The 22,307-nt window shown below is 41.0% G+C and carries 16 protein-coding genes; 7 read left to right on the forward strand and 9 right to left on the reverse strand.

All coding sequences use genetic code 11. From position 1 onward, the window contains the following. Positions 1-12: 12 nt before the first annotated feature. Together hemN and yjgA are read right to left on the reverse strand one after the other, a co-directional pair. Positions 13-1,386 (reverse strand): oxygen-independent coproporphyrinogen III oxidase, encoded by a 1,374-nt coding sequence (gene hemN / locus CWC14_RS04795; RefSeq protein ID WP_076923008.1) that lies wholly within the window; start codon positions 1,384-1,386, stop codon positions 13-15. Between the two features lie 116 nt (positions 1,387-1,502). Next, positions 1,503-2,027 (reverse strand): ribosome biogenesis factor YjgA, encoded by a 525-nt coding sequence (gene yjgA, locus CWC14_RS04800; RefSeq protein WP_013463882.1) that lies wholly within the window; start codon positions 2,025-2,027, stop codon positions 1,503-1,505. A gap of 145 nt (positions 2,028-2,172) precedes the next feature. Here yjgA and pmbA point away from each other — a divergent pair, with 145 nt between their 5' ends. The 3 genes from pmbA (at position 2,173) to CWC14_RS04815 (ending at position 6,423) form a co-directional block, all read left to right on the forward strand. Beyond that, complete coding sequence (gene pmbA / locus CWC14_RS04805) at positions 2,173-3,522, forward strand: metalloprotease PmbA (RefSeq protein ID WP_138561582.1); 1,350 nt, start codon at positions 2,173-2,175, stop codon at positions 3,520-3,522. Between the two features lie 109 nt (positions 3,523-3,631). After that, positions 3,632-4,111: a DciA family protein gene (locus CWC14_RS04810; protein WP_076923007.1), complete on the forward strand. Its 480-nt coding sequence runs from the start codon at positions 3,632-3,634 to the stop codon at positions 4,109-4,111. A gap of 239 nt (positions 4,112-4,350) precedes the next feature. Beyond that, the gene (locus CWC14_RS04815) at positions 4,351-6,423 is read left to right on the forward strand and encodes a M13 family metallopeptidase (RefSeq protein ID WP_138561584.1); all 2,073 of its coding nucleotides are present in this window, start codon (positions 4,351-4,353) and stop codon (positions 6,421-6,423) included. A gap of 94 nt (positions 6,424-6,517) precedes the next feature. Here the strand turns inward: CWC14_RS04815 and mutT are convergent, their stop codons facing one another. Together mutT and secA are read right to left on the reverse strand one after the other, a co-directional pair. After that, positions 6,518-6,916, reverse strand: a complete 399-nt coding sequence (mutT, locus tag CWC14_RS04820) for an 8-oxo-dGTP diphosphatase MutT (RefSeq protein ID WP_138561586.1) — start codon at positions 6,914-6,916, stop codon at positions 6,518-6,520. 70 nt (positions 6,917-6,986) lie between these two features. Continuing rightward, the gene (secA, locus tag CWC14_RS04825) at positions 6,987-9,695 is read right to left on the reverse strand and encodes a preprotein translocase subunit SecA (RefSeq protein WP_013463887.1); all 2,709 of its coding nucleotides are present in this window, start codon (positions 9,693-9,695) and stop codon (positions 6,987-6,989) included. A gap of 620 nt (positions 9,696-10,315) precedes the next feature. Here secA and CWC14_RS04830 point away from each other — a divergent pair. Further along, positions 10,316-11,086 (forward strand): Rossmann-fold NAD(P)-binding domain-containing protein, encoded by a 771-nt coding sequence (locus tag CWC14_RS04830; RefSeq protein ID WP_138561588.1) that lies wholly within the window; start codon positions 10,316-10,318, stop codon positions 11,084-11,086. Here CWC14_RS04830 and hutH read toward each other — a convergent pair. The 3 genes from hutH to hutC are packed head-to-tail and all read right to left on the reverse strand — an operon-like array spanning position 11,083 to position 15,042. Continuing rightward, complete coding sequence (hutH, locus tag CWC14_RS04835; protein WP_138561590.1) at positions 11,083-12,615, reverse strand: histidine ammonia-lyase; 1,533 nt, start codon at positions 12,613-12,615, stop codon at positions 11,083-11,085. The two genes, CWC14_RS04830 and hutH, sit on opposite strands and share 4 nt — an antisense overlap. Continuing rightward, on the reverse strand, positions 12,612-14,291 hold the full coding sequence (gene hutU, locus CWC14_RS04840) for a urocanate hydratase (RefSeq protein WP_138561592.1): 1,680 nt from the start codon (positions 14,289-14,291) through the stop codon (positions 12,612-12,614). Before hutU ends, hutH begins: the two co-directional genes overlap by 4 nt. 22 nt (positions 14,292-14,313) lie before the next feature. Further along, positions 14,314-15,042, reverse strand: a complete 729-nt coding sequence (hutC, locus tag CWC14_RS04845; RefSeq protein WP_096038897.1) for a histidine utilization transcriptional repressor HutC — start codon at positions 15,040-15,042, stop codon at positions 14,314-14,316. Positions 15,043-15,152: 110 nt separating this feature from the next. Between hutC and hutI the strand changes: the two genes are divergently transcribed. Both hutI and CWC14_RS04855 read left to right on the forward strand, forming a co-directional pair. Next, positions 15,153-16,400: an imidazolonepropionase gene (hutI, locus tag CWC14_RS04850; protein WP_138561594.1), complete on the forward strand. Its 1,248-nt coding sequence runs from the start codon at positions 15,153-15,155 to the stop codon at positions 16,398-16,400. Positions 16,401-16,459: 59 nt separating this feature from the next. Continuing rightward, complete coding sequence (locus CWC14_RS04855) at positions 16,460-18,184, forward strand: GGDEF domain-containing phosphodiesterase (RefSeq protein WP_138561602.1); 1,725 nt, start codon at positions 16,460-16,462, stop codon at positions 18,182-18,184. Here CWC14_RS04855 and CWC14_RS04860 read toward each other — a convergent pair whose 3' ends face one another. Together CWC14_RS04860 and rraA are read right to left on the reverse strand one after the other, a co-directional pair. Beyond that, positions 18,185-19,234 carry a formimidoylglutamase gene (locus tag CWC14_RS04860; protein ID WP_138561596.1) on the reverse strand — a complete coding sequence of 350 codons (1,050 nt, stop codon included), beginning with the start codon at positions 19,232-19,234 and terminating at the stop codon, positions 18,185-18,187. It abuts the gene before it with no gap. A gap of 1 nt (position 19,235) precedes the next feature. After that, positions 19,236-19,733 (reverse strand): ribonuclease E activity regulator RraA, encoded by a 498-nt coding sequence (gene rraA / locus CWC14_RS04865; RefSeq protein ID WP_008115004.1) that lies wholly within the window; start codon positions 19,731-19,733, stop codon positions 19,236-19,238. A 428-nt stretch (positions 19,734-20,161) separates the two neighbouring features. Between rraA and CWC14_RS04870 the strand changes: the two genes are divergently transcribed. After that, a complete protein-coding gene (locus tag CWC14_RS04870) occupies positions 20,162-22,042 on the forward strand; it encodes a methyl-accepting chemotaxis protein (protein ID WP_138561598.1) in 1,881 nt (626 codons plus the stop codon). Positions 22,043-22,307: the final 265 nt, after the last annotated feature.

Consider the following 22,307-nt stretch of genomic DNA (forward strand, 5'->3'; position numbering starts at 1 on the left):
GCTAGTTTTAAATTATATAACGCGTGAGAAGCGAGTGGCATTTATCTGTTTTTGTAAATGCGCATCAAAGCACATACAAATAATACGAATAAATAAATTCCCTTTTGGTGTTACGCTAATTAGGTTGTTTTCTATTGTTACCATTTCATCGGCAATTAATGGTGCGAGTGCCTCTAAAGCATCTTGAAAGTAGTCATTAAAGCTGATTTTATGTCTGTTAGCGAATACGCTCATATCAAGCTCAAACTGGCAAATAAGCTGCTTAATCGCATCGGCGCGAATAATATCATCTTGGGTTAAATGCATGCCTTTATTAATGGCACTGCCTGCTTGCTCATCAACTGCTTGATAATAATGTTTTAACTCTTTTTTATTTTGTAATATGGCCGTGCCTATTTGTGAAATAGACGAAACACCTAAGCCCAATAAGTCGCACTCGCCATGAGTGGTGTAGCCTTGAAAATTACGATGCAGCTGACCCGTATTTTGTGCAATGGCTAGCTCATTATCAACTTTTGCAAAGTGATCCATACCTATAAATTGATAGCCCGCCTGCGTCATTTGCTCTAGGGTATTTTTAAACATGGTGAGCTTATTATGCGCACTGGGTAAATCGGCGTCTTTAATTTTACGTTGGGCGGCAAAACGTTCTGGTAAATGAGCGTAGTTAAATACTGAAACGCGGTCAGGGTTTAAGGCAATCAGTTGCTCAATCGTTTGCGTAAAGCTCTCAGGTGTTTGTAGTGGCAAGCCATAAATCATATCAGCATTAATTGATTTAAAGCCCAACTGTTTTGCTTGGGTAATTAATTGCTTTACCTCATCAACATGCTGAGGGCGATTAACAGCCAGCTGAACCTGATCATTAAAATCTTGAATACCAAATGACACACGATTAAACCCCAACTCGCTTAAATCAACCAGCATATTGTCAGCCAGTGAGCGAGGGTCGATTTCGATACCGCGCTCGCAGGTATCGCTAAAGTTAAAGTGTTGCTCTAGCAGCTTTACTAAGCGCGTCATTTGCGCTGCGGTTAAAAAAGTTGGTGTGCCGCCCCCCAAATGTAATTGCTCAACCCGATAATCTTGAAACAGCGGCGCTTGTGCTGCAATTTCTTTAGCTAAAAAGTCTAGGTAGGTATCGGCTTTAGATTGGTGGCGAGTAATGACTTTATTACAGCCACAGTAATAACAAAGCTGACTACAAAAAGGAATATGAATATATAAAGACAACGAACGGGTTTGCGATGATTCAATAGCGCTAATCAAATCTTGTTGCTGATAACCATCAGCTAACGAAAGCGCGGTCGGGTAAGACGTGTAACGCGGGCCCGATACATTGTATTTGTTTATTAAAGTTTGATCCCATTGAGGAAGTTTAATCATCACGCGCACCTTATCTTTTAAGTTGCTGCGTATTGTAAAAAAGCAAAGAGGAGGAGGTTTTGATCTACAACAAAAAAAGGTGCCGCAGCACCTTTTTAATATATAACGCGGCTGCGTTACATTATGGCGTCTTTTAAGTACTGAAATAACTCTTTGTAGCTTCTCGCTGGTTTTTCAGCTTTTACTTCTTTGGCAGCATTACGCACCATTTGGCGCATTTTTTGGCGCTCAAGAGCTGGATATTGTTCAATTGTTTCGTTGATTAAGTCATCGCCTTGTTCAATTAAATCACTGCGCAGTTGCTCAATTTTTTTGATCATAACCTCAGCTTGGTTATTTTTATTAAGCATGACATCAATGATCGCTTTAATTTCTTCAATATTTTCTACCGTACGAAGGGTTTTTGCGATGTAATTTAAATGTCGGCGGTAAGCATCACTTTTATTACTTATTTTATCAGCAACCACCATTGCTTCTTTTAAGTCATCATTGAGCGGCAGGCGTTCGCGCTGCTTTTTACCCATTTTGGCAATTTCAGATCCTAACTGATGAAACTCTTGCGCTTCGCGCTTAAGTTCACTTTTTGATACATATATAATTTCTTCTTCAATTTCAGCAGGCTTGCCTTTTTTCTTCGCCATGGGGTGCTCTTAAATAAAAATAACTTCATCTATTATACGCGATTCTTTTAGTGATTAATATTAGCTGATGTGGTGCAGTGAGTGTGTTAGCATTTAAATATAAAAAATGTGTGCAATATGGCCTTCAGGGCTCAGGACAGAATTTATGAAAAGCCAACACCAAGATCCAATTTATTCGCAAATCTCTCAAGTAAAAGACGCTGTATCAGAAGTACTTGAACATGCTAAAAAACTAGGTGCTACCGCTGCAGAAGCTGCTATGTCAAGCACTTCTGGGCTGTCGGTAAGTACGCGCATGGGGGAGGTAGAAACCATTGAGTTTAATCAAGACGGTGGTTTAGGTATTAGCGTGTATGTTGGCAATAACAAAGGCTCGGCATCAACGGCTGATTTAAACCCTAAAACATTACGTGCTGTGGTCGAAAAAGCCATCGATATTGCTAAATTCACTTCAGACGATCCATGTAATGGCATTGCTGATAAAGAACTGCTTGAGTTTGCCCCTAAAGATTTAGACTTGTTTCATCCTTGGGATGTAAGCCCAGAGCAAGGGATTGATTTATGTCATGCCGCAGAGCAAGCCGCATTAAACGCCGATGAGCGAATAGTGAATTCAGATGGCGCGAGCTTTTCATCGCATCAAGGTTTGCGAGTATATGGTAACAGCCATGGTTTAATTGCAGGCTTTCCACGTACTCGCCACAGCATAAGCACTATGGTGATAGGTAAAGAGGGCGAGCATATGCAGCGCGATTCAGCCTACACGATTTCTCGCGATCAAGCAGGGTTAAAAGATGCTGCAAGTGTTGGACTTGAAGCTGCAGCAGAAACTCTAGCAAAACTAAACAGCCAAAAACTAGGCACTATGAAAGTGCCGGTTATTTTTAGAGCTGATATTGCTAATTCATTGTTTGGCCATTTGGTATCAGCAATTGGTGGTGGCGCACTGTATCGTAAATCCAGCTTTTTATTGGATAGCTTAGGCACGCAGGTATTTAGTAAAACGGTTAATATTTCAGAGCGTCCGCATTTACTTAAAGGCTTAGCGTCATCGCCATTTGATAGTGAAGGGGTTAAAACTCTCGACAGAGAAATAATTCACGGCGGCGAGCTGCAAACGTATTTATTAGCAAGCTATGCAGCACGTAAAATGAATATGACCCCAACCGGGCATGCTGGCGGTATTCATAATTGGTTAGTAGAGCAAACGCATCAAGATTTAACTGCATTATTAAAAACCATGGGTACGGGCTTATTAGTTACGGAACTGATGGGGCAGGGTGTGAATACCGTAACGGGTGACTACTCTCGCGGTGCGGCTGGTTTTTGGATTGAAAATGGGGAAATACAATACCCAGTAAGCGAAATTACGATTGCTGGTAATTTAAAAGATATGTTCAAAGGTATTTCCGCTATAGGTGGCGATATAGAGCGTCGCGGCGGGATTCAGACTGGTTCAGTACTGATTGAACAAATGCAAGTAGCAGGTGCTTAATACCCATCCGCAATAATATTTATTTCAGTGAATTGGTATAAACCCACTTTGCTTGCTTAAATTAAGTTTAATTTAAGCAAGCCTTCTTTTGATGTTTTTAAGGTGTGATATGGCTAAAGATAGATATGCGCCAAAACCGTTAACCGATATTATGGCTGGGCTGAACAACCGCTTAGCAGCCTATGCTGGAAAAAGTCAAGCACTGGATACACAGCAACAATTGTTGCGCGATTTCTTAGGCCCTAAGTTAGGTGAAAAGTGCCGAGTAAGTAATTACCGTGACGGCACCTTAATGATAGAAGCCGTTTCTGCACCTATTGCGCTTAGGCTTAATTATTTAAAAATGGACATGCAATCGCATTTTAGAGCCGCGGGTATGGCCGAGCTTGGGCAAATAAAAATTACTGCCAATCCACAGGCAACTCAGCGGTTAAGCACTCGACCTAAAGTGGCTGATGGCAAACCAACGAACTCCCTTAAAATGAGTGAACAAACGGCTGATTATTTAAATGCGATCGCCGATTCTGCTCCACCGTCATTAAAAGAAAAGCTTCAACGCTTAGCTTTACATGGTAAAAATAAATCTTAATTAAATACCATTTAACACCTTGCTCAGTTTGTTTTGCTGGCTTTAAAATACTTTGTTACATATTCGATTTTATTGTTATTTAAATCAGGTTTATGATGCCTAGTTAGTACTTCCTAAATTAGGTTGTAGCTGATGCGTATTTCATTAAGCAGATAATAGACTGCATCCTATTGTTGTTTTTTTGAGTTATCAAATCTTAATGAAATGCGTATTTATTCTAATTAATATACGGAATTCTTATGAAAAAAATAACAATGACTGCCGCCAGTATTGCATTGGCGTTAGGTTTGGTTGGTTGCGGCGAAAAGCCACAAGAAATGCAAGCAGAAGCAACAACAGTAACCGCACCGGTGGCAACCCCTGGTGCCTTAGGTGTTGATTTACAAAATATCGATAACAGTGTTCGTGCACAGGATGATTTTTACTACCACGTAAACGGTAAATGGTTAGAAAAAACTGAAATCCCTGGCGATAAGTCAAACTATGGGTCGTTCTCACAGTTATATGATGAATCGCAAAAAGCAATGAAAACAGTTCTAGAAAATGCCAGTACCAATAGCAGCGCAAAGCCAGGTTCAGATGAATATAAGATCGGCGCATTTTATACTAGCTACATGGCAGAAAATGCTCGTGAAGAGTTAGGGATGTTACCACTTGAGCCTGCTATTAAAAGCATTGATACAGTAAAAGATAAAGCCGCGTTGGTCACACTGATGGCACAGCTACAAGTTAAAGGCGGAGATCTTCCTTTTGGCTGGTATGTTAATAATGATGCTAAAAACTCAAGTGAAAATGCGCTTTATGCCTATCAAGCCGGACTTGGTTTACCTGACCGTGATTATTATTTAAAAGATGATGAAAAATTCACAAAAATTCGCGCGGCATATCAAACCTATATTACCGATATTTTAGCTAAAGCTGGCGTTAATAATGCCGCTGATGCAGCCAAAGCGATACTTGCCCTTGAAACGACACTTGCTGATGCACAGTGGAGTCGGGTACAAAGTCGTGATGCAACAAAATCATATAATAAAATGTCAGTAGCTGAAGCTAACACGTTAATGGGAGATTTTGATTTAAGTGCTTACTTTGAAGCCGTTGGTGTTGATGCCCAAGAGTTGATTGTGCGCCAACCAAGTTACTTTGAAAAATTTGCAGACATTTTCAAAAATACAGACTTATCGGTTTGGCAAAACTACTTAAAATTCCATTTCGTTAGTAATTACGCGCAGTTGCTAAATAAAGACTTAGTGGATTTGAAATTTAATTTTTACAGCACCACATTGCGCGGTGTTGAAGAGCAAGCGCCACTTTGGAAGCAAGCCGTTGATGCATCAAACAGTGTACTGGGTGAAATTTTAGGTAAAGTCTACGTTAAAGAAAACTTCCCGCCAGAAGCGAAAGCGCGCATGGAAGAATTAGTTGATAACGTGATTAAAGGCTATTCAGTGGCAATTGAAAACCTTGAGTGGATGAGCCCTGAAACAAAAGTTGCGGCGCAAGAAAAGCTGGATAAGTTTACGCCTAAAATTGGTTACCCAGATAAATGGAAAGATTATTCAGATTTAGTAATTAATCCTGATGAACTAGTAGGTAACTATATTCGCTACAGTGAGTGGGCTTATGCAGATATGGTTGCTAAATTAGGTAAGCCAGTTGATCGCTCTGAGTGGCATATGACGCCACAAACAGTGAATGCTTACTACAACCCAGTGAATAACGAAATAGTATTCCCTGCGGCGATTCTGCAGCCTCCTTTCTTTAATTTAGAAGCAGATGATGCGGTTAACTATGGTGCTATTGGTGCGGTTATTGGCCATGAGTTAGGCCATGGCTTTGATGACCAAGGTGCAAAATACGACGGTGATGGCAATTTACGTAATTGGTGGAGCGAGTCAGACCTTAAGCAGTTTGAACAGCGAAGTGCTGCCTTAGTTGCGCAGTATAATCAATATAAACCGTTTGAAGATGCCAGCGTTAATGGTGAGCTGACACTGGGTGAAAACATTGGTGATTTAGGCGGCTTAACCGTCGCTTATAAAGCGTATCAATTATCGCTGGGTGATTCTAAAGCGCCCATTATTGAAGGCTATACGGGCGACCAACGCTTCTTTATGGGCTGGTCGCAAATTTGGCGTCGTAAATACCGTGATGAAGCATTGCGCAATCGTTTAATGACCGATTCACATTCACCGAGTCATTATCGCGTAATTGGTATTTTGTCGAACATGCCAGAATTTTACCAAGCGTTTGATGTTAAAGAGGGCGATAAAATGTATATCAAGCCTGAAGATCGCGTAAAAATTTGGTAATTTGAACTAAAATTAGCTTAAGCGGTTAGCCCCACTAATCGCAAAATAAAAAGCCAGTGAGCATGATGCTCACTGGCTTTTTAGTTACTTTTATCTAGTTATATTTAGTTTTTATGGCGCTGATAATCTCGACATTGGCTGCAGGAAAATCATAGTTATCAAGTTCGTCTATACTTACCCATTCGCTTGGTTGCCCTTCTGCGCCATGAGCTTGACCGTTAAAGTTACTGACCACGTGTACATTAAGTCGTACGCATTTATCGCCATAGTCATGCTCTATGGTGATAAGTTCGCTTGAACTATGAATAGTCAGTCCTACTTCTTCTAGCAGTTCACGTTTTAGGGCTTGAAACACACTTTCTCCGGCTTCAACTTTGCCACCAGGAAACTCCCATAACCCACCTTGATGTTGCTCATCTGCACGTTTACAAATAAACACATTGTTATTTTTTTTAATTACACCCACAGCAACATTGATAATTACTTTAGTCATTACCTCTCCCTTAAATAGCATAAAAAAAGCGACGCAAGCGTCGCTTTTTATCTAACGTAACAAAGTGGTGTTATTTTAATTTACCACAACATTGTTTGTATTTTTGACCTGAACCACATGGACATGGATCGTTACGACCCACTTTTGGCTCGCTACGCGCCATAACCTGAGCGCTTTGTGGGGCTTCACCACCTACATGCTCTGCTTCTTCATGTTGATATTCGCGAGGGGCATTTTCACTTTTACGGTGTTGCTCTTCTACTTTTTCAACATCTTCTTCAGCGCGAACTTGCACTTTACTTAAAATACCGACGACATCGACTTTTAAGTTTTCTAGCATTTCAGAGAACAATTCAAACGACTCACGTTTGTACTCTTGCTTAGGATTCTTTTGTGCATAACCACGTAAGTGAATACCTTGGCGTAAGTGATCCATTGCAGCAAGATGGTCTTTCCAATGCTGGTCAAGACTTTGAAGCATAATGGCTTTTTCAAACTGACGTAGTACAGAATCGCCAACCATTTCTTCTTTTTGCTTGTAAGCTTGTTCAACCGCTTCTTCAATACGCTCACGCAGTTTTTCTTCGTACAGTTTATTGTCATCAGCTAACCACTGAGTAATTGGTAACTCAATTAAGAAGTCTTGTTTTAAGCGTTCTTCAAGTCCTGGTATATCCCACATTTCAGCCAAGCTTTGTGGAGCAATGTATTGATCAATCACACCAGCGAGCACATCACCACGGATAGCAGTAATCGTTTCTGAAATATCACCTTCTTCAAGCAATTCGTTACGTTGTGAGTAAACAACACGACGTTGATCGTTTGCTACATCATCGTACTCAAGTAGCTGTTTACGCACATCAAAGTTACGTGCTTCTACTTTACGCTGAGCGTTTTCGATTGCGCGGTTAACCCATGGATGTTCAATCGCTTCGCCGCGTTGCATACCTAGTTTACGCATCATATTAGTCATGCGCTCACCAGCAAAAATACGCATTAACGCATCGTCCATCGATAGGTAGAAACGGCTTGAACCGGCATCACCTTGACGGCCAGAACGACCACGTAATTGGTTATCAATACGACGTGATTCATGACGCTCAGTACCAATAATGTGTAAGCCGCCAGCATCAATTACCGCATCATGGCGAATCTTCCATGCTGCTTTTATTTCAGCAATTTGTTCGTCAGTTGGGTTCTCAAGTTTTTCAACTTCGCTGTTCCAATTACCACCAAGTACGATATCGGTACCACGACCGGCCATGTTAGTGGCAATCGTAACTGTACCTGGTAAGCCCGCATCAGAAACAATGTCTGCTTCTTGTGCGTGGAATTTAGCATTAAGTACATTGTGCTTAATTTTTTCTTTGCGTAAAAACTGCGATAAGTACTCAGAGCTTTCAATTGAGATAGTACCTACAAGTACCGGCTGACCACGTTCTTGACAGTCTTTAATGTCTGCTAAAATCGCTTCGTACTTTTCTTCTTGCGTTAAGTAAACTAAATCAGCGCGATCATCGCGGATCATTGGTTTATTGGTTGGCATAACCACAGTGTCTAAACCGTAGATAGACTGAAACTCAAACGCTTCTGTGTCGGCTGTGCCTGTCATACCTGCTAGCGTTTCGTACAAGCGGAAGTAATTTTGGAACGTAATAGAGGCTAATGTTTGGTTCTCGTTTTGAATTTTCACACCTTCTTTTGCTTCTACAGCTTGGTGTAAACCTTCTGACCAACGACGCCCTTCCATTGAACGACCTGTGTGCTCATCAATAATGATGACTTCGTTTTCTTTAATAACGTAGTCAACATCTTTTTGGTAAAGCTTGTGCGCACGAAGAGCTGCATAAACGTGACTAAGTAGCGTGATGCTCGCTGCTGAGTACAGTGAATCACCTTCTTCAATTAAGCCGCGCTCAGTAAGTAGCTCTTCAACTTTTATTTGCCCACGCTCAGTAAGATGAACTTGCTTAGATTTTTCATCGATAGTGAAATCGCCATCGCCTTCAATCCCTTCCTCATCTTCTTTTTCTTGTAGTTCAAGTAAAGGAACAATGGTATTTATTTCTGTGTATAGCTCAGAGCTATCTTCAGCGGGACCAGAAATAATCAGTGGCGTACGTGCTTCATCAATAAGGATTGAATCCACTTCATCCACTACAGCATAAAATAATGGGCGTTGTACGCGCTCATCAATACTAAATGCCATGTTGTCACGCAGGTAATCAAAACCAAATTCGTTATTGGTACCGTAAGTGATGTCAGCTGCATAAGCTTGTTTTTTCTGTTGTGGCATCATGCCCGGAACATTACAGCCTACGGTTAACCCTAAAAATTCAAATAATGGGCGATTGGTTTCAGCATCACGTTTGGCCAAGTAGTCATTCACGGTAATGACATGAACACCTTTACCTGTTAAACCATTTAAATAAGCCGGCAGTGTCGCTGTGAGTGTTTTACCTTCACCGGTACGCATTTCTGCGATACGACCTTGGTGTAAAACCATACCACCTAATAACTGCACGTCGAAATGACGCATACCGTTTACACGTTTTGATGCTTCACGTACCACTGCAAATGCTTCTGGTAGAATATCGCCTAAGCTTTGTCCGTTATCGTAACGCTCTCTAAACTCGGCTGTTTTAGCTTTTAAATCTTCATCTGAAAGCGCTTCTAGCTGCGTTTCAAGTGCATTGATCAGTGCGACCGTCTTTCTTAGGTTTTTAATAGTGCGGTCATTGCGACTACCAAAAATCTTGGTAAATAAATTAGATATCATGATAAAACCGTTACAATGTGTTTTTTTGCTAGCCGTGCATCGGCTAACCCATTTTTTACAATTGATAATTAATGTATTCTTTAAATTAACCTTTAGGACACATTAATTAGCAATTTTGTATTAAGCTGCTTAAAAAGCACTGTTTATTACCTGCGCTACTATACCAGACTCTGCTAAACATCAAACTACCTCAATAAAAAGATCTTCATTTAAAACAGAAAAATGAGATCTCGCTCATAAAAATAGCGTTATGTAACGAAACTTGATTAAAACTGCAGATAAACAGACCCTTAAGATATGGTGCTGAATAAATTAAAAACAAGAGCAAAACGCTTAAATTTCACCCTTAAACGCCTTGTTAGCAGCCATCGTTTTTTAAAGTTTAAATTGAGCAATCGTTTTATATATTACTCTCGATAAGTCACTTAAGTCATACGGTTTATCGGCAGATGTGTATGCACGGAAGCTTTATCATTAAAGAGGTTGTTAATCGTAAAAAAGGTGTATGTTAATATCTTCTGCAACCAGCGTTTGCTAATATTATTTTTAGTCGCATAAAGTTAATTATATTTTTTATCGCTATAAAACGCGTTGATTGAGTTTTAATAAGGGTAAATAAAGTGCAAACCAACAAAGATAATTTAGTCGTTCTTGGCGCTGGCTGGCTTGGCCAAGCCTTATGTATTGATGCACAAAAACAAGGCTGGCAAGTGCAGGGAACTCATCGAAGTGACACTCATCAATTTGATTTTGAACGTCAGTTTGTTTTACAAAACGGCGAGTTGCAGCACCAAGTGGATTTACAAAATGCGTATTGGGTCTGTGCAATCCCGCCTCGCAGTCGAGATAGTCAAAGTGATTATCCGCAAGTGCTTGAGCAGGCGTTAAAGCTGGCAACTGAGCTTAATTGCAAAGGCTTTTTATTGTGCTCATCGACTGGGGTATATGACCAAGAACCTGGCGTTTATAGTGAAAGCAGCGATATATCAGGCACTAACGAGCGACAAATAAAGCTGTATGACGCCGAAGAGCAAGTGCTTGAACAGCAAGGTAAAGTGCTTCGCTTAGCTGGATTGTTAGGGGCAAATAGAGAGCCTGGTCGTTTTGTGGCGGGTAAAGAACTCAATACCTCTAGTAAGCAAGTAGTGAATATGGTGCATCAACAAGATGTGATCAATGCTATTTATGCGGTCCTTAATAACTGGTCGCAAGGACAGAGCATTTATAATGTGGTGAACCCAGCGCACCCGAGCAAAGAAGATTATTATGCACAAAAGTGTGAGCTGTATGGCACACAAATGCCAAGCTTTAGTAGTAATGAGGTCGCTGAGCGCAAAGTTATTGGCTCAGCGATAGAAGCACTGGGTTTTAGTTATCAGTATGGTATTTAATAAGAAGGTAAGGGGGAGTGGCTTATGAAGTCACACAACTTACCTTCACTTAGTAGCGTGTTGGCCGCTTCAATATCGGGAGCAAAATACCGGTCTTTGTCGTAATAGCTAACATGTTGGCGTAGCAGTGCTTTGGCACTTTCTACTTTATCACACGCGCGTAGTGGCGCTCTAAACTCAAGCCCTTGGGCAGCACTGAGCCATTCTATGGCCAGTACGCCTTGCGTATTATTAGCCATATCAACCAGTCGTCGTGCTGCAAACGTTGCCATAGAAACATGGTCTTCCTGATTTGCTGAAGTCGGTAAGCTATCTACCGAGGCAGGGTGTGCTAAGGATTTGTTTTCAGAGGCGAGAGCAGCTGCGGTGACTTGAGCAATCATAAATCCTGAATTTACCCCACCGTTTTTTACTAAAAATGGCGGTAATTTAGATAAATTAGAGTCAATCAATAGAGCAATACGTCGCTCAGCTAAGGCGCCAATTTCAGCAACAGCAATCGCCAGGTTATCAGCGGCCATAGCAACGGGCTCAGCATGAAAGTTTCCGCCTGAAATAATATCCCCTATATCGGCAAATACGAGAGGGTTATCGGTTACCCCGTTTGATTCACAAAGTAATACTTCGGCGGCTTGGCGTATTTGGGTTAAGCATGCACCAAGTACTTGAGGTTGGCAACGCAGGCAATAAGGGTCTTGTACTTTTTCACAATTAATATGTGAGTCACTAATTTGTGAGTGCGTATCGAGTAATTCTCTAAATACATGCGCGGTATCAATTTGCCCTTGTTGACCACGAACCTCATGAATACGCGCATCAAATGGTGCGCGACTGCCCATGGCCGCTTCTATACTGATAGAGCCAATTACACAGCTTTGTGCGTACAAGTCTTCGGCTCTAAATAATCCCTGAAGTGCAAATGCAGTAGAGGCTTGCGTGCCATTTAATAAGGCTAAGCCTTCTTTTGCAGCTAATGTTAGTGGCTCAAGCCCTGCAATGTTGAGTCCTTGTGCAGCACTTATCAGCTCACCTTGGTAACGCATTTGCCCTTCACCTAATAAAGGCAAACACATATGCGCAAGCGGTGCTAAATCGCCCGATGCGCCCACTGAGCCCTTTTTAGGCACGCAAGGGTAAACTTCACTTTTAAGCAGCTGCATAAAAAACTCAAGCACAGCTAAGCGAATGCCAGAATAACCGCGCGATAAGGAGTTTATTTTTAGCGTGATCATAAACCTAACGGTGCTGTCATCCATTAACTCACCAATACCTGCGGCGTGTGAAAGCACGATACTGCGTTGTAATAGTTCGAGTTCATCGTCAGCGATTTTAGTATTGGCCAATAACCCAAAGCCAGTATTAATACCATATACAGTGCGATGTTCGTTTATCACGTTTTGTACTGTTTGGGCACTGGCTGCTATTTGCGCCTGTGCATCATTGGCCAGAGTTAAATCTATGGCTGATTTGTTAATTTTTCTTAGCGTGTTTAAGTCAAGCTGACCCGGTTTGAGTGTATATGAAATCATGACTTATCCTCATTAAGCATTGGTAAGTCTAGCTGCTGCTGTTGCGCACAGTTTTTTGCAATTTCATAACCCGCATCAGCATGGCGCATTACACCGGTGGCGGGATCGTTCCATAATACTCGAGCAAGACGCTGCTCTGCTTCATCAGTGCCATCGGCAACAATCACTACGCCTGAGTGCTGGCTAAACCCCATACCTACACCACCGCCATGATGAAGCGATACCCAAGTAGCACCGCCTGCGGTATTAAGCAGAGCATTTAATAGTGGCCAGTCGGAGACCGCGTCGGAGCCATCTTTCATACTTTCAGTTTCACGGTTAGGACTGGCAACTGAGCCTGAGTCGAGATGATCTCGTCCAATAACTACCGGCGCTTTAAGCTCACCGCTTTTAACCATATCGTTAAAGGCAACAGCAAGGCGCGCTCTATCTTTTAAACCGACCCAACAAATACGTGCAGGCAAGCCTTGAAATTGAATTCGCTCACGCGCCATATCAAGCCAATTATGCAAATGCTTATCATCAGGAATTAGCTCTTTTACTTTTGCGTCTGTTTTGTAAATATCTTCAGGATCGCCAGATAGTGCTACCCACCTAAACGGACCAATCCCTTCACAAAATAATGGACGAATATAAGCAGGCACAAATCCAGGGAAATCAAATGCATTTGCTACGCCTTCTTCGAGCGCCATTTGGCGAATATTATTGCCATAGTCAGTAGTTGCTGCGCCCGCATCTTGCAGTGCCAACATCGCTGTTACTTGAACAGCCATTGACTGTTTGGCCGCTTTGACTACTGCTTGTGGATTATCGATTCGCATTTTTTCTGCATGCTCCATACTCCAACCTTGTGGTAGGTAGCCGTTAAGCGGATCATGGGCTGAGGTTTGATCGGTGACTATATCGGGAGTAATACCACTTTTTACTAAGGTACTAAAAACATCAGCCGCGTTACCGAGTAAACCCACAGAAAGCGCTTCACCTTTGACACAGGCATCGGTTATTAATTTTAATGCATGCTCAAGATCTGTCGCTTTTACATCGACGTACCCTGTTTTTATTCGAAAATCGATACGGCTTTCATCACATTCCACCACTAAGGCACTAAAGCCAGCCATGGTAGCCGCTAATGGTTGTGCACCGCCCATTCCTCCCAGGCCACCTGTTAACACCCACTTACCTTTGGCATCGCCTGAGAAATGTTGTTTTGCCATAGCTACAAAGGTTTCGTAAGTGCCTTGAACAATTCCTTGAGAACCAATATAAATCCAAGAGCCAGCGGTCATTTGGCCGTACATCATCAAGCCTTTCTTATCTAACTCGTTAAAGTGTTCCCAGTTAGCCCAGTGCGGAACAAGGTTAGAATTTGCAATTAATACCCGCGGTGCATTGCTATGAGTTTTAAATACCCCCACTGGTTTACCTGATTGCACCAATAAGGTTTCGTCATCTTCAAGGCGCTCAAGCGTCTCAATTATTTTGTCATAGCTTGGCCAATCACGGGCTGCACGGCCAATCCCGCCGTACACCACCAAAGCTTGAGGGTGCTCGGCAACATTAGGGTCTAAATTATTCATTAGCATGCGTTTAGCTGCTTCGGTTTGCCAGCTTTTAGTAGATATTTGATTACCATGCTGTGCGCGTATTTCACGTTGTGTGTCCAGTCGATGATCCATTGTTCACTCCTGTTAAATAGTGTTAAGCGTTATGGGCTTTATTATTGTTTTTAAATGTTAATTGTCCGCCCAAGCGGTACTTACTACCCGGCGATATAAGTCGTGCAAAGCTAACAATCCCGTTAACCGACCAAGTGCGGCGTATTACTTGTAAGCATGGCTCTTCGTTATACAGGTTAAGCCATTGGCACATTTCACTGCTTGGTGTAATAGCCTCTACGGTGTGCCTTGCTTGTGTTAAAGGGGCAACCGTTGATAGGTATTCGTGTGGGGTGAGAGCGGTAAAATCTTGTTGTAAATAATCCTTGGCAAGTAACGGGTTTACAAAGCGTTCTTCAACTTGCAAGGGACTGTCGTTTTCATTATGAATAATGACACTTCTATACACCACACTATCTACCTCAACACCTAAAGCAATAGCAATTGGCGCCACGGCATTGATTGATTCCAACACCTGTACTGTGCAGCTGTAGTTTCCGTTTCGCTCTTTGACTTCATGTGCAATGTTTTTTATTTCGAGTAATGATGATTGCGACTTAAAGCTTGCGACAAAAGTACCCAGCCCTTGGCTACGGGTTAAAATGCCTGTATCAGTTAGCTCACTTAACGCTCGACGTGCGGTCATTCTACTTACCGCAAACTGCTTTGCCAGTTCATTTTCTGAGGGCACGCGTTGGTTTTCAAGCCAAAGCCCACTGCGTATTTTGTCCACAATAAACTGTTTTATTTGTGTAAATTTAGGTGTTGGCATAGACGCTTTTGATGTATTAAAAATAAACAATACTTAATAAGATGGCATAATTACCTTGTATATACAAGATGTGTTGTTAAACTTGTTTGAACATTATCGCGGAGAAACTTATGCAAGCCACAGAATCTACAGAACAGTTAAATGATATCGATTTATTGCTCACAGATGCCAACATTGCCACTATGGATAGCAATATTGATGCGCCTTATGGGGCAATAGAAAATGCGGCGCTAGCTATTAAAAATGGCAAAATAGTGTGGCTAGGTAAGCAAACTGAGTTGCCCGACTTTGATGTATTAGCCACTCCGGTAGTAAGTATCAAAGGACAGTGGTTAACCCCGGGGTTAGTGGATTGCCATACTCACTTAGTGTTTGCCGGTTCTCGTGCGCAAGAGTTTGAGCAGCGTTTGCAGGGCGTGAGCTATCAGCAAATAGCAGCGCAGGGCGGGGGAATAGCAAGTACAGTTAAAGCAACCCGAGAGGCTGACCACGAAAAGTTATTTGTAGCAACAAAAGAGCGTTTAAATGCATTGTTAGCTGAAGGGGTGACAACGGTTGAAATTAAGTCAGGGTATGGGCTTGATATAGACAATGAGAAAAAAATATTGGAGGTGGCTAGGCTGTTAAATCAACATCATCCTATTGACGTGGTTAACACCTTTTTAGGGGCGCATGCACTACCTTTGGAGTTTAAAAACCGCAGTGATGATTACATAGATTTAGTATGCAATGAAATGCTAAGCACGCTTGTTGAACATGACCTAGTGGATGCAGTTGACGTATTTTGTGAAGACATTGGCTTTAGCTACGCACAAACTCAACGCGTATTTGATGCAGCTAAAAAACAGGGTTTGGCAATCAAGTGTCATGCCGAGCAACTATCAAATCAACACGGTGCAGCGCTGGTAGCACAATACAATGGCCTGTCGGCTGATCATTTAGAATACCTTGATGAAGCAGGCGTTAAAGCTATGGCAAACGCAGGCACTGTGGCGGTATTACTGCCTGGGGCTTTTTATTTTTTAAAAGAAACGAAATACCCACCAATTGAACTGTTAAATAAATACAAAGTACCCATTGCGATCGCCAGTGACTTTAATCCCGGCACATCACCCTTATGTTCGTTGCAATTAATGATGAATATGGCCTGTACCTTATTTAATTTCACCCCAGAGCAGGCATTAACTGGCGTAACAGCACATGCGGCTCGTGCTTTAGGTTTTACTGATAGAGGGGTGTTAAAAGTTGGCGCTCGCGCAGATATAGCTCATTGGCAAATTGACCATCCTGCACAATTAAGTTATCAGTTTGGGGTAAATAAACTGTTAAATCTATGGATATTGGGTAAACTTAGCTAGTTTGTATAAAATTAACTCTTAAACCTATGTTTTATTTAATGTCAGTGAGTACGTCAGCTATGGATGGAACGTTATTTAGCTACATCAATTTAGCTATTTTTTTAAGTGGTGCACTTTTAATGGCAATGGTTGCCACGCTATTAACCGTTAAAAGTAACGTAATGAGACTCAGCTTTTTATGTACTGGGCTCATTGGCTTAGCTATGGTGAGTAGCGCAATACCCTGGCTCGCTATTTTACTAGCGCTAGGTTTTGGTTTTAATTTATATCAAGCGAAGTTACAAAAGCAAAAAAAACCACTTCTTATCAGTGCCTGTGCAAGCGCATTACTTGCTTTATTGTTAATAGGGTATCTCTTTTTTACGCTGCATTTAGCGTGGTTGCTCATGGCTATTTTACTGCTCTCAGTCAGTGGTTTTTTAGCTGATAATGAGCCTAAAACTACTACGCCTTTAAAGCCACAAACCGAGCCTGAGGTGTATGTTGAAAACTCGCCTTTAGCCAGCTTCCCCGATAAACAACAGTTACGTCAAAAGTATAATGAGCTTACCAATGAAGGTTCATTCAGAGCCGCACTTATTGTATTAAGGCTAGAGGGGTTTGCGCAGGTAAATCAACATATTGGACGAGATTTTGGTGACTTATTGTTGTCGCAGTCGGCAAATCGAATAAAAGACTTACTAGACAGTGATGAAGTGTTGTTCCTTGCTCCGCACGCTAAATTAGCGCATTTAGGCGGGTTAAATTTCGCGTTTATTTGTGTTCTACAAAGCCATAATCATTTACATCAACAGCTTATCAAGCAAATTATTGGCGCTACATTAAAGCCCTTTAACGTGGCAAATTGCACTATTGAAGTAAAGGTAAGAGCCAGTTATGTTCATTGCGATCAACAAAGTACGAACTTTGATGATTTAATTAGCCATGCGTATTTGGCACTTGATAGTCAGCCAAGCAAACAAATAGTGGCTTATCATCAACAAATGACGGTTGAGCATTTAGAGCAACAAGCGCGATTAACAGAGCTTGCGAATATCAGCTTTGCTGATGAGTTTGAGCTGTTTTTTCAACCCGTTATTCGCAACGGCGATGGCCAAATTGAATTTTTAGAATTGTTATTACGTTGGCAACACCCCACGCAAGGCACCTTATCGGCAAGCCGATTTATAAATGATATTAGAATTGCAGGGCTTGGTTATTCACTGGCTACCTTTGTTATAGAGCGTGCTGGCGAATTAGCCATGGCACTTCGTATGGAGGGGATGTCAGTACCTTTGAGTGTTAATTTATTTGGCCCAGAAATGCTCAATGAAGAGTTTGTTGATTTTGTTTACGGAGTCATTGGTGAGCATCAACTAAGGCCAGGCGATTTAATTATTGAATGTCCGCTTCATGTTTTTACCAGCCTAGATGATAAAGGCAGAGCCATGATCGCAAGGCTTAACAGTTTAGGTTTAAAAGTATGCGTTGATGGCTTGGGAGATAACCCCGTATTACTGTCTAAATTACCAAGTTTAGCGGTGGAGTATATTAAGGTATCTCCTGCCTTAACTGCTGACTTTAGTAATCAAAATAATATACGCAGCTTAGTAAGCGGCATGGTAGAAATGCATAATCAGCAACAAACAAAAGTGATTTTTGAAGGTGTTGAAACACTGGACCAACTTAAATTTGTGAAAAGTTTGAAAGCTTATGCCTCACAAGGATACTACTTTGGACACCCTTTAAGTAGCTTAGGGTTAATGAGTTGGTTTAAACAGTGGTTACAGGCACAAGAAGACTAATTAGATTTTTTGCTTTGTTTGGAGGTAGGTATTTACTAAGGCGCTGATTACTTGACCACATTGTAATTTACCCACAGCAAGAGAGTGAGGATGTTGCGACGGTGCTGCTTCGCATAAATGTAAATAAGCACTGTGATGATGACTTGCAGCTAAATAAACATAATGCTCGCCATCGCTAACATCAAAACCGCAATAATTAAATGCGCTTGCAGGTATGTTGGTTAGGCTATCTAAATCAACTTCTATTCCTAACGGTGCGTTATCAAATGCGTTTAGTGCATTGTTAGTTGCCTCCGTTAAACTTGTTTCTCGCCTAACATTAATCGCTTGATAGCTGGTGAAACTAAATTTTGCACTTTGCATCGCATTAAAAATTTGTTGATTATTTTTAAGCTCATGTAAGCCAATTACATGGTAACTGTTAAGGTGCTGCTCTTGATAGGCGTAGTGAAAACCATTGCCACTGTGTCTGCCTTCACACTCTCTAAAGTCGGCATGAGGGTCTAAATTAATGGCGTTAATTGCGCTGTTTTTATATTTTGCAAGCGAGCGAATAATACCTAAGCAGTTGTTATGTCCGCCACCAATAATGATGGGTTCAAGACCGGCTTTAAAAATCATGCTTAAAATTGCTTCAACCCGCACATCAATCTCAGCGCACAACTGACGTAATTGGTCTAAATCGAGAGGATTTTGGTTATCAAGCGGGTGTGCTTGTTTCATTAAGTCATCGAGGTTTACTTCGCCAAGGAGTAACACTTTTTGCATGGCAATAGCGTGATTGTGAGGTTGGTTTAAAAAGTGTTGTAAAAAAGCGGGCCAAGCATGCTGTGCTCCGCCTTTACCTAAATTGGCTCTAGGTCCAATGTCTTCGCAAACGCCCAGTAAAACAAAGCGCATACCAAATTGTGCAGCATCAGTAAGCGCTTGTTGTATATTAACGTTTGCGTCAAGTAATGCCATTGACTGCCACGCTTTTTGTTCACCTGCACGGTTAGAACAAATGCGCTTGAGTGTGCTTTCGTTATATACTTTAAGGTGTGCTGTCACGCTACAGTTCTATTATTTCTAGCTCTAATTCTTCAGCAGAAAGTACAATACCTGTACTGTCGGCATAAACAAAATCATCATCGAAAAATGATACACCCGCAAAGTTAACGCCTATGCCGCTTTCACCCGCGCCTTCACTGTCAGCTGCAACCGGAATTGATCCAATGGCTTGAATTCCTAAATCCAGTTCTTCAAGTTCATCAACATGGCGCAGTGCACCATATACAATAATACCTTGCCAATTGTTTTCAAGTGCCAGCTCAGCCAGTTCAATATCAATTAAGGCTCTACGAGTGGAGCCTCCACCATCAATAAGTAAAATCTGATCTGTACCATCTTGAGAAAGCAATTGACGGATCAGTTCATTATTTTCAAAACATTTTACCGTTTTAATGCGGCCACCAAAACTGTGTCGACCACCAAAGTTGATGAACATAGGTTCAAGCACGTCAACCACATCAGCGAAATGGTCACATAAATCAGAAGTGCTGTAATCCATTATTTTATCCTCAAAAGATACATAAGTTAGTAACTTAGTATACCCTCCTTATATTCAATAACAACGACTTAATTGCAGTAAATTTAGCCAGAAATAGAACTAAATCAATAACACGACTCATAATTTTTTAATAAAATTGTCATCTTTATAAATAAATATTTTTAAAGCTATGGACTGAGCGTTTATAAGTGCGAGAGATTTAAGTTCTGATTGGCGAGACTGTAAAAATTAAACAATACTGTGATTAGGCCGATGATTATATTGTCCATTTGTATAAAGGGAGTTTGTTAATGGTTAAATTTTACTGGTAGCCCTTTTTTATGGTTTTTAATGATAGGCATTATTGTTTATTTCATGTAACAAAATTATGTTAATACAAGAAAGCATCACGTTATACTGAACTGGCAAGTTTAATATAGGTATTTACAATGAACTTTTTACAGAATCTAACGATTAAACGTCGTTTACAATTTAACGCATTAATCGTTGGCTTAGCCATGATTGTTATGCTGTGCATCATCATTTATGAAGCACGTATTATGCTTAAATTAAATGAAACTATTCAGTACGCTGAAGAGCTAGATGTGCATGAGCTTTCGATGCGTAAATACGAAAAAGACTTTTTGTTTTACAAAGATGAGTCTAGTTTAGAGCTATTTGCACAAGAATATAAAAAACTACAATTTAAACTAGAAAAGCTATCTGTTTTATCTGCAGATTTAAATATTGCTACGACTCAGGTCAATCAATTTTCTACGTTAGCCCAACAGTACTATGACGACTTTCAAAATGTTGTAAAACTACAGCGTAAAATCGGGTTGCACCCAAAAGACGCTTTATATGGCGAGCTGCGAGAAGCAGTTCATAAAATAGAAACATTGCTTAGTGAGCAAAATAATTACCAATTACTTACCACTATGCTACAGCTGCGTCGAGCTGAAAAAGATTTTATGTTACGTTTAGATACCAAGTATTTAGATCGATTTAATAAATTAGCAAGCGAGTTAAAACAACAAGTAAATGCTGCAGAGCTACCTAATAATTTACGCAATCAATTGGTCTCGTTAATGACCAACTACCAAAATAAATTTACTGCATTGGTAGAGGCGCAGGTGGAACTAGGCGTCGATTTAAATTCGGGTGCCCTAGGGAAAATGAGAATAAGTGTTAAGAAAAGTGATGAAGTGGTCACTTTGATCACTAATGCGACTAAAGAGCAAGTAACTGAAACGGCGCAGCAGGCGCAATTATTAGCAATAGTCATATTTATAATTGCAAGTATCATCGTTATGCTACTTGTGTACTTAACCAGTCGTTCAATTATCCAACCTATAGAAAAAGTTTATCAAGCAATAGGTAAGATCAGACAAAGCAATGACTTAAGCTTGTTTATAGAGCATAAAGGGAAAGATGAAGTAACAAGGATGACCATAGACTTTAATAGTTTAATTAGTGACTTTAAAGATCTCATCTATGAAGTAAATACGGCTCTAACAACGCTTAATATAGCAACAGGGAATCTATCTGAAACAACCTCAGCGACTAGCTCCGGTATGCAAGAGCAATTACATGAAGCGGATATGGTAGCAACCGCTGCTACAGAAATGCAGGCAACGATTCAAGATATTTCACACAATACTGAAGCCGCCGCTAAAAAAGCTGAATCGACCAATGTAAGCGCCCAGCAAGGTCAGGTTGAAGTAGAGTCAACTATTAAGCATATTAATGCCTTATCTGATTCACTTGGTAAAGCTTCCAGCGTGGTGTCTCAGCTAGAAAAAGATGGTGAAACCATAGGTTCTGTACTTGATGTGATACGTGCGATTGCAGAGCAAACTAATTTACTTGCTTTAAATGCTGCCATTGAAGCGGCGAGAGCGGGTGAACAAGGTCGTGGCTTTGCGGTTGTTGCAGATGAAGTGCGCTCACTTGCACAGCGTACGCAAGAGTCAACCAGCGAAATAGAAGGCATTATTAACACCCTGCAACAGCGTACTCAAGAAGTTGTGAGTATCATGCATCAATGTCGTACTCAAGGTGGCGAAAGTGCAACACAAGCAACAAAAGCGGGTGAGCTGCTAGGATCAATTACCATTGATGTGCAAACTATTATGGAAATGAGTACACATATTGCTACTGCTATTGATGAGCAAAGTCAGGTGGCTTCTGAGGTAAATAAAAACGTGGTCCGTATTCGAGATATTGCCGAGGGGGCTGCGGCTCACTCACAAACTAATGCGCAAACTAGTGAAGAGGTCTCTGAGCAAGCAAGGGTACTTCATCAAGCAATTTCAAAATATAAGGTTTAACTACTAACAGAAAAAAGTGGCTTAATTGCCGCTTTTTTCTCATTCACAGAGTATAAGTTCAGACTAAATAACCTGAACTCTGGTTAAGAGATTTACTAACATATTGAATCAAAATGATATTTATTTTTATTTTCTCAAGCTAGAGATTTTTAGTGAAAACAAGGCGAAATTACGCGTCAATAGCTAGCCTATTGCAAGTAAATTCAACGCAGTTAGCGCTGAAAATAGCTGCTTGAGATGGATTTATTATCCGGAGTTCAGGTTA

The organism is Pseudoalteromonas sp. S3260 (assembly GCF_005886925.1).
GTDB lineage: Bacteria > Pseudomonadota > Gammaproteobacteria > Enterobacterales > Alteromonadaceae > Pseudoalteromonas > Pseudoalteromonas tetraodonis.